General features: G+C 50.8%; 6 protein-coding genes and 1 pseudogene. All 7 read left to right on the forward strand.

The features are described from left to right. Positions 1–66 precede the first annotated feature (66 nt). Positions 67–657 carry a dTDP-4-dehydrorhamnose 3,5-epimerase gene (rfbC, locus tag AB9K37_RS00845; protein WP_369835138.1) on the forward strand — a complete coding sequence of 197 codons (591 nt, stop codon included), beginning with the start codon at positions 67–69 and terminating at the stop codon, positions 655–657. 3 nt (positions 658–660) lie between these two features. Then, the gene (rfbB, locus tag AB9K37_RS00850; protein ID WP_369835139.1) at positions 661–1,713 is read left to right on the forward strand and encodes a dTDP-glucose 4,6-dehydratase; all 1,053 of its coding nucleotides are present in this window, start codon (positions 661–663) and stop codon (positions 1,711–1,713) included. Positions 1,714–1,723: 10 nt separating this feature from the next. After that, positions 1,724–2,575, forward strand: coding sequence for a dTDP-4-dehydrorhamnose reductase (gene rfbD, locus AB9K37_RS00855; protein WP_369835140.1), 852 nt, complete (start codon positions 1,724–1,726; stop codon positions 2,573–2,575). Further along, the gene (rfbA, locus tag AB9K37_RS00860) at positions 2,572–3,459 is read left to right on the forward strand and encodes a glucose-1-phosphate thymidylyltransferase RfbA (RefSeq protein WP_369835141.1); all 888 of its coding nucleotides are present in this window, start codon (positions 2,572–2,574) and stop codon (positions 3,457–3,459) included. The genes rfbD and rfbA overlap by 4 nt, the downstream gene beginning before the upstream one ends. A gap of 90 nt (positions 3,460–3,549) precedes the next feature. After that, positions 3,550–6,741 (forward strand): glycosyltransferase, encoded by a 3,192-nt coding sequence (locus AB9K37_RS00865; RefSeq protein ID WP_369835142.1) that lies wholly within the window; start codon positions 3,550–3,552, stop codon positions 6,739–6,741. 118 nt (positions 6,742–6,859) lie between these two features. Further along, positions 6,860–7,618 carry a sulfotransferase gene (locus AB9K37_RS00870; protein ID WP_369835143.1) on the forward strand — a complete coding sequence of 253 codons (759 nt, stop codon included), beginning with the start codon at positions 6,860–6,862 and terminating at the stop codon, positions 7,616–7,618. A gap of 184 nt (positions 7,619–7,802) precedes the next feature. Further along, positions 7,803–7,938 (forward strand): annotated as a pseudogene (locus tag AB9K37_RS00875) (IS5/IS1182 family transposase); the annotation flags it as partial.

The raw sequence follows: 7,938 nt of genomic DNA on the forward strand, positions 1-7,938 counted from the left end.
CAACAGCATCGCAGATTGCTAAGGAGAGGTTGTATTTTTTAAGTCTATTAAACTAAGGAACAGCTCGTGCAGATTGAAGAAACGCCACTCGTTGGGGTGAAAATTCTGACGCCCAAACGGTTCGGAGATTCTCGGGGGTTTTTCGAGGAATGCTGGAGCAAGAAGGTTCTGGCAGAGCAGGGGATCGATATCGACTTTGTGCAGGACAATCATTCTGTTTCGACAGAAGTGGGCACCCTGCGAGGTCTGCATTTCCAGTCGCCGCCCCATGCGCAGGACAAGCTGGTGCGCTGCGGGCAGGGCGCCCTTTATGATGTTGCTGTCGACATCCGCAACGGTTCGCCCACATACGGGCAGGCCTTTGGGATCGTTCTGACACCCGAGAACGGCAAGCAGCTGTTGGTGCCCAAAGGGTTCTTGCATGGTTTTGTCACGCTCAAGCCCGACACCGAGATTTTGTATAAGTGCAGCGACTACTACGCTCCCGAATGTGACGGGGCCGTAGCATGGGACAGCTGCGGAATAGATTGGCAGGCTGAGGCCGGCCTGCAGGGAACGCCGATGCTCTCGGCCAAGGACGCTGCTGCACCAGCCTTGGCTGATTTCAAGAGCCCGTTCCAATGGGACCCGGCGACGGGCGGACTTCTGGAAGGATAAGCGATGAAACTTCTTGTAACAGGTGGAGCCGGATTTATCGGCTCGGCGGTGGTGCGTCTTGCGATTGCGCGGGGCCATCAGGTGGTGAATGTGGACGCGCTGACCTATGCTGCATGCCTCGAGAATGTAGCGCCGGTGGCGGACAATCCGGGCTATGTGTTCGAACAAGCGGATATCCGGGAGCGTCAGGCGCTAGACCGGATCTTTGCCGAGCACGCGCCCGATGCAGTTATGCATCTGGCAGCCGAAAGCCATGTGGACCGCTCGATCGATGGTCCTTCGGATTTCATCGAGACCAACATCACCGGCACCTTCAATATGCTTGAGGCGGCGCGCAGCTACTGGTCCGCCAAAGGCAAGCCCGAGAGCTTCCGCTTTCACCACATCTCGACGGACGAGGTCTTTGGCTCTTTGCCCGCGGACCCCTCGATCAAGTTCACCGAAGAGACACCCTATGATCCGCGCAGTCCCTATTCGGCGTCCAAAGCCAGCAGCGACCATCTGGTCCGCGCTTGGCAAGAGACCTACGGGCTCCCTGTGGTGCTGACCAACTGCTCGAACAATTACGGGCCCTACCACTTCCCCGAGAAGCTGATCCCCGTGGTCATCCTGAATGCGCTCGTGGGCAAGGAGCTGCCGATCTACGGGGATGGCTCGAATGTGCGCGACTGGCTTTATGTCGAGGATCACGCGGATGCGCTGCTCTTGGTCGTGCAGAAAGGCGAGGTGGGGCGCAGCTACAACATTGGCGGCGAGAACGAGCGCAGCAATCTGGAGCTGGTCCAAACTCTCTGCACCATTCTAGACGATAAAAGCCCCCGCGCGGATGGCCTGTCCTACAAGGAGCAGATCACCTTTGTTACCGACCGCCCCGGCCATGATGCCCGCTACGCAATCGAGCCTGCTCGCATTCGCAATGAACTGGGCTGGCGTCCGAGCGTGACGGTAGAAGAGGGGCTGGCCGCCACGGTTCAGTGGTATCTGGACAACGAAGACTGGTGGAAGCCTCTGCAGAACCGTCAGGGCGTGGGCCAACGGCTCGGCGTCAAAAAGTGAGGGCGCGGTGATGCAGGTTCTATGTTTTGGGAAAAGCGGTCAGTTGGCGCAGGAGTTGGCGCGGTTTGACGGAGTCATCTGTCTGGGACGCGCCGAGGCCGATCTTGCTGACCCCGAGGCGTGCGTTGCCGCGATCCGGCAGCACCAACCCGCGGCTGTGATCAACGCGGCTGCCTATACCGCTGTTGATAAGGCCGAAGAAGAAGAGGCCTTAGCCACCATCATCAACGGCGAGGCGCCTGGCGCGATGGCGCGCTGCTGCGCCGAGCTTGGGATTCCGTTTATCACCGTCTCGACAGACTATGTCTTTGACGGCAGCGGTACGCGTCCTTGGCTACCCGCCGATAGGACCGCCCCGCTGAACGCCTATGGCCGCAGCAAGTTGGCCGGCGAGCAGGCCGTTTGCGCGGCTGGCGGGGCCTATGGGATTTTGCGCACCTCTTGGGTGGTCTCTGCCCATGGCGCGAACTTCGTCAAAACCATGCTGCGGCTCGGGGCCGAACGGGACCGCCTGAACATCGTAGCCGACCAGATTGGTGCGCCGACCCCGGCACGGGATATCGCAGGGGCCTGCATGCAGATGGCCGCCCAACTGGCTGACGACAGCAGCAAAGCGGGCATTTACCATGTCTCAGGTGCCCCCGAAGCCTCTTGGGCCGATTTTGCCCGAGAAATTTTCGACCAGGCGGGGCTGCAGTGCGATGTCTCGGGCATCCCGAGTTCGGACTACCCGACGCCCGCCACAAGGCCATTGAATTCAAGACTGGATTGTACCTCTCTCGAGACCGCTTTTGGCGTGACCCAGCCTGATTGGCGCACGGGCCTCGAGACTATTTTAAAAGACTTAGGAGCGTTCCGATGAGCACGCAAAACGGCAAGGCCCGCAAAGGGATCATTCTGGCGGGCGGATCCGGCACACGGCTGTACCCTGTTACCATGGGCGTCAGCAAACAGCTGCTTCCGATCTACGACAAGCCGATGATCTATTATCCGATCTCTGTGCTGATGCTCGCGGGTATCCGTGAGATCTGCATGATCACGACCCCGCAGGACCAAGACCAGTTCAAGCGCACTCTTGGCGATGGCAGCCAATGGGGCATCTCGCTGACCTACGTCGTTCAGCCAAGCCCTGATGGTCTGGCACAGGCGTTCATTTTGGCCGAAGACTTCTTGGATGGTGCGCCTTCTGCTTTGGTGCTGGGGGATAATATCTTCTTTGGGCACGCTCTTCCTGAGCTGCTCGCCCAAGCTGATGCGCGCCCTGATGGCGGTACTGTTTTCGGCTACCACGTTGCCGACCCCGAACGATATGGGGTTGTCGACTTTGATGCAGACGGCACTGCCCGCGAGATTATTGAAAAGCCCGAGGTCCCCCCTTCGAACTACGCGGTAACCGGCCTTTATTTTCTCGACAGCTCAGCACCTGAACGCGCACGCCAAGTGAAGCCTTCTCCTCGGGGGGAACTTGAGATCACTGATTTGCTTCAGATGTATCTGGACGAAGGCAAACTGCGCGTCGAAACCATGGGGCGCGGCTACGCTTGGCTCGATACAGGTACCCATGCCTCACTTTTGGATGCTGGGAACTTTGTCCGGACCCTGACCAAGCGACAGGGCTTGCAAACCGGTTGTCTGGAAGAGATTGCCTATGACATGGGGTGGATCGGCGAAGAGCAGCTCAAAGAACGTGCCGAACTCTTTAAAAAGAATGACTACGGAGCATATCTTCTAAGGTTGAGATGCTGAAATTCTCTTTAGGTATATTTTTGAAAAATATTGATAATATTGTATCTTAATTCGATACGCTGACGCTCTAAATTTGCAGAGGTCAAATTAATGAATGATTTTAGGGCTTCGTTTGTGGAAGGCAATAGTCAATTGAGAACGTTACATGAAGAATCTGCATCGCGGGATGATCAGCGCCGGCTCAGGCTCTTCGACCCATTTTTTTATGAGGCTTTCTATCCTGACCTTTCTGCTGCGGGAGTTGTAGGAGTAAACGCTCTTGCTGAGCATTATTTGAAACATGGCCAAGAAGAGGGGCGAGTTTCCCACGTTGGCCAGTGGCTGACGTCTAAAGGTTTGCCTCATGACCTCTTCGAGAACCTAGAAAGTTGGATGGAGTCGATTACTCGCATTCGGTCAAAGCATCCAGCTATCGAATTGAACACTGTCTTAGAGGGGCTGTTATTTCCTGATGCACCAGCATACGAGTATTTCGAAGAAGCTCATCTGACAAGCCGCGTGTATGAGAATTTATCGCGTGTTTACCTCACACGTGGGATGCTGCATTTTGCAGAGAACTTTCTTAAGAAATCAGTTCGCTTTAATCCTGAAAATGGGCCCGCGCTTGAGCTCTTAGGGAACATTGAAATCGACCGAGGGAATTTCGCAGATGCCATGCGACTTTATAAGCTCGCATTGGAGGCCGGTCATAGAAATGATTGGCTGTTCCTGAACCTCTCTAAGGCACAATTGGCTTTAGGTCAGATTGAAGAATCTTACGATGTTGCACTGAACTGCGTGCAGTATTTTCCTGAGTTCACGCATGTGATTGACCATTTAGATGCGATAGCCGATGCTTTGTGGGGTAAGACGGAAGCCGAGACAACTGTCGAAATACTGTGTAACCGTCGAGATGACGTAATCGCTAAGATTGAAAAGTATACTCAAGAGGTTTATCATGCCTACCTACAATTCTATGGTGCTGAGGCACCTCCAAAGTTTTTGGGGGATGTAAATTTAGGCCGTATTTTAATTGTTGGCGATTTTGTTGTGCCTCAATGTGTTCGGTATAGAATTGATCAAAAAATTGAGCATCTTCAATCGGTAGGAGTAGATGCCATTGCTGTCAACTGGATGGAAGTCGGCGATGACATTGATTGCCTAGCTTTCTATGATACAGTCATCTTTTATCGTGTACCAGCACTGCCAAAAGTCCTCAAGGCGATGGCTCAAGTCACTGCTGCAGGAAAGCTTGCAATATATGAGGTCGACGATCTTATTTTTGAACCTGTCTACCCGCTTCCATTGCACACTTATGGAACGTTGGTAGACGAGGATCAATACGCAGGTTTAGTTAGAGGCATGGCTCTATATAATGCTGCGGCTAGATGTTGTCGGGTGGGATTGGCTTCTACACAACCCTTGGCTGACCGATTAGGCCCACTAACTCAATCGGGGACTTGTCTGTTACTCCGAAATGGCTTGGACTCGCAAAATACTTTCCGGCTACTTGATCGCGATTTCAAGGAAACAGTTGACCTGTTTTATGGAAGTGGAACCAAAGCTCATAATTCTGATCTGATAGAGATCATTTTACCAGTGATGGAGCAAATTCTGCCAAAGCACCCGCAAGCCAGGTTTGTTTTGATGGGATACGCTCAGCTGCCACAAGAATTCATGGATAAGTTTGAATCGCAGATTTTGCACTTGCCATTTAGTGACAATGTCAAATCCTATTATGAAACTTTGCAGTGGGTAGACATAAATTTGGCCGTTTTGCATTCAGACGAAATTAATGATTGCAAAAGTGAACTTAAGTGGTTTGAAGCTGCGTGCTTTGGGATTCCTTCTGTACTGTCATCAACTGCGAATTACCGTGATGTCATTGAAGATAAAGTGGATGGGTTTTTAGCAAGAACGACGCCAGAATGGGTTTCTGCGATAGATCAGCTTATTGGAGATAAGGTTTTACGTAAGGCGATTGGGCAAAAGGCATATAATCGAGTGCGAACCGAATACCTGTCTGAAAGCGTCGGTCGCGATTTCATACGGGACCTTAAGGCGGTCGTAAAAGCTCTTCAAAAACCAATGAGAACAACGAAAAAGAAGCCCAAGGTTGCACTTGTGAACGTGTTCATGCGACCTCAGTCTATTGGTGGTGCTACGCGTGTAGTGGAGGACAATCTTGATGTATTTATGAAGGATTACTCAGACGATTTTGATGTAGTTTGCTTTTCATCAGATGTACATACACGTCCTCCACACCGTGTAAGCATTCATATGGACGGCCCGCTTCGCAATTACCGAGCGACAATTCTATACCGAGAGCATATGGATTGGCATCCGCGAGACGCGGAGATTTATCGGCTCTTCACGGAATTTCTTGAAACTGAAAAGCCAGATATTGTGCACTTCCATTGTGTGCAGAGATTAACAGCAAGTGTTGTAGAAGCGGCCCGTAACGCAGGGATACCTTATGTAGTTACGGTGCATGATGCTTGGTGGATATCTGACCATCAATTTATGGTCACTCCTATTGGCCAAGTCTTTGAAGACGGACATCCGGATCCATTCGCGCAAGAGGTATATGCACCGGGCATTGATCCCACAGATAGTTCTGAACGACGCAATCACCTTAAATCTCTGTTACTTGACGCTGCCGCAGTGACAACTGTTTCTAAGGTTTACGCGGATATTTACGCGCAAAATGGCATTACGGATATTCGGGCTATACGCAATGGGATATCAGAAACACGCGATTGGCGCGAAAAGGACACTTCGGCGCGCAAACGGGTGGTGATAGGTCATATTGGTGGGATGTCTGCTCATAAGGGCTATGATCTACTAAGGGATACTATACAAGATTTAGAACTTCACAATATTGAGGTGCTCGTCGCTGACCATTCTATGGAAGAAAATGCAGTTCGCCGAGATTATTGGGGAACCGTTCCAGTCAAATTTGTTGGTCGTGTCGCGCAGTCTCGGGTGGTTGATCTCTATCGGCAGATTGACGTACTCGCAGCGCCGTCTATCTGGCCGGAAAGTTTTGGTCTTGTTACACGTGAGGCTGCAGCCTGTGGATGTTGGGTTATTGCTTCATCACTGGGAGGGATGGGAGAAGATGTTATTAATGGAGAAACTGGTTTTATAATTCCTCCAACGCAAGACGCTCTCGCGAAGGTTTTAACTTCTATTAATGGAAATGTTAGCAAGTTTAAAGCTTCGGTAAAGCCAAGAAAAATTCGTTTTGCTACTGAGCAAGCAGACATGCTAGCAGGACTTTATAACGAAATTACTTCATGAAGGCGGTGTTTTCGTAGGTCTTACTTGTTCTCGGCCACGCCTGAAATATGCGTATTGATCCTCAACGCATCAGCGTTTTGCATGCTGAAAGTGATAGTAAAAGAAAAAAGAGAACAGAATGACTTTGAAATTTCTGGTTTGTGGACTTGAGCATACAGGAACTACTTTGGTGACAGAGCTATTCCGACAAATTCCGCACTTAGACTCAGGGTTTGAGTGTGGTGTTTTGTTAAATGATAGTCCTGCTGATTTTGTTGATACGCAACCTTTCGCCAATAATATGTTGGAGGGATGGGGTATCACTCACGAACAGCTGGAAGCTTGCTGTCAGGCCAAAAACCACGATGATTTCTACCGGCTTCTCATGCAATCGTCGTCTACAATTTCTGATGACACTACAGAGATTTTTGACAAAACGCCTCGTTATTTATTCGACCTCGAGAACGTGTTGCGCCGGGCCGTTGTTCCAGCAATTGTAACATATAAAGATCCTAGGGCCATTGTTTATTCGGATTATAGGCGAGCTTCTCCACCTGATTTCTATTCTTGGTTTGATACATATTCCGCGGAGAAGATTTCGTACATGCAGATCTCATATATGGAGTATTTGAAGCATTTAAAGGATCAGCGCGTTATCTCTGTTGGTCTTGAGGCGCTTACTATGAATGCTAGACCAACCATGGAGGCGATGTTTTCTCATGTTGGAAAATCATTTGAGCTCAGCTATGCGATAATACCTGATGTTAAATTTGATAATGTGCGCAGTAATGTGGTATCGGCCGATATTGCATTTGAGTTTCGAAATGCTTTCACACAAGAGCAAATATCTAGAATAGAAAAGGAATTTTCTTATTTTGATCTGTGGTTTTATAACTAACTCAGTCGGCTTTGAACAACGTCCAAGCTTCTGAATTTGCGTGAGAAAGCCGTGATTGTATTCGCTTTGCGCTGCAGGGTTTCATAGGATTCCTTCACAAACCCTGCAATTTGGGACTGCCGCCACGAAGCACCGCTCCCGCGCCACGGAACAAGACGATCTCTTGCGACCTCGACTGGTCGACATGCGCCACGAGTTGGTAAAATTGTCCGAGCTGATCGATTGGGAATGGGCAGAATTCTTCCCCTCGAAAGAGGGGCGCCCGGCAACGCATCCTAGGCTGGTCGCCGGGCTGATGTCTACAGCACGTGTACCGCTTG

This window comes from Donghicola sp. XS_ASV15, assembly GCF_041224595.1.
In the GTDB taxonomy this organism is placed as follows: domain Bacteria; phylum Pseudomonadota; class Alphaproteobacteria; order Rhodobacterales; family Rhodobacteraceae; genus Donghicola.

Bases quoted from the DNA above. Each gene is read 5' to 3' on its own strand.
- rfbB (WP_369835139.1), top strand. From the start codon at position 661: ATGAAACTTCTTGTAACAGGTGGAGCCGGATTTATCGGCTCGGCGGTG.
- rfbD (WP_369835140.1), top strand. From the start codon at position 1,724: ATGCAGGTTCTATGTTTTGGGAAAAGCGGTCAGTTGGCGCAGGAGTTG.
- rfbA (WP_369835141.1), top strand. From the start codon at position 2,572: ATGAGCACGCAAAACGGCAAGGCCCGCAAAGGGATCATTCTGGCGGGC.
- AB9K37_RS00865 (WP_369835142.1), top strand. From the start codon at position 3,550: ATGAATGATTTTAGGGCTTCGTTTGTGGAAGGCAATAGTCAATTGAGA.
- AB9K37_RS00870 (WP_369835143.1), top strand. From the start codon at position 6,860: ATGACTTTGAAATTTCTGGTTTGTGGACTTGAGCATACAGGAACTACT.